Origin of the sequence: Stenotrophomonas maltophilia group sp. RNC7 (assembly GCF_030910085.1) — a bacterium.
Taxonomy (GTDB): domain Bacteria; phylum Pseudomonadota; class Gammaproteobacteria; order Xanthomonadales; family Xanthomonadaceae; genus Stenotrophomonas; species Stenotrophomonas sepilia.
Map to the genome: position 1 here is coordinate 1 of NZ_JAVFVN010000331.1, position 407 is coordinate 407.

General features: G+C 33.9%; 1 protein-coding gene. It reads left to right on the forward strand.

Features of this window, described 5'->3' with window-relative positions; genetic code table 11:
* Window positions 1-65: 65 nt before the first annotated feature.
* Window positions 66-407: hypothetical protein (locus tag RCF13_RS05380; RefSeq protein WP_308140936.1), on the forward strand; the 342-nt coding region annotated here is incomplete at its 3' end.

A 407-nucleotide genomic window follows, 5' to 3' on the forward strand; every position in this document is an offset into this window, starting at 1 on the left:
CACCTAGAAGGGTGTATTTTTTATGCCCTTCTTAGTATAATATAGGTGAAAAGAGGGTGAAACACATGATTGAGTATTTAAGGGCAGAAAACAAAGAAAAGATAGATCAACTAAATCTTCCTAGTTTTAAGGGGAAAATTAAGGTTATGATAATGGAGCCTGACATGCCATATGATTTAGGCTTTTTAGATATAAAAGAAGCGATTAAAATAGACAGCTATGCAATGCACCCATCCTGGACAGCACAGGTTATTAAAATTATTAATCCAGATGCGGAGTTATACGCTAGTACAATAGACTTTCCTGCTGTAGTAAACTATTGCATAGAAAACAATATAAAGATTATTAATGCTTCTTTTACCTGCATGGCCACAAAAGATAGACAGCAAGCTTTAGAAAAATACCAT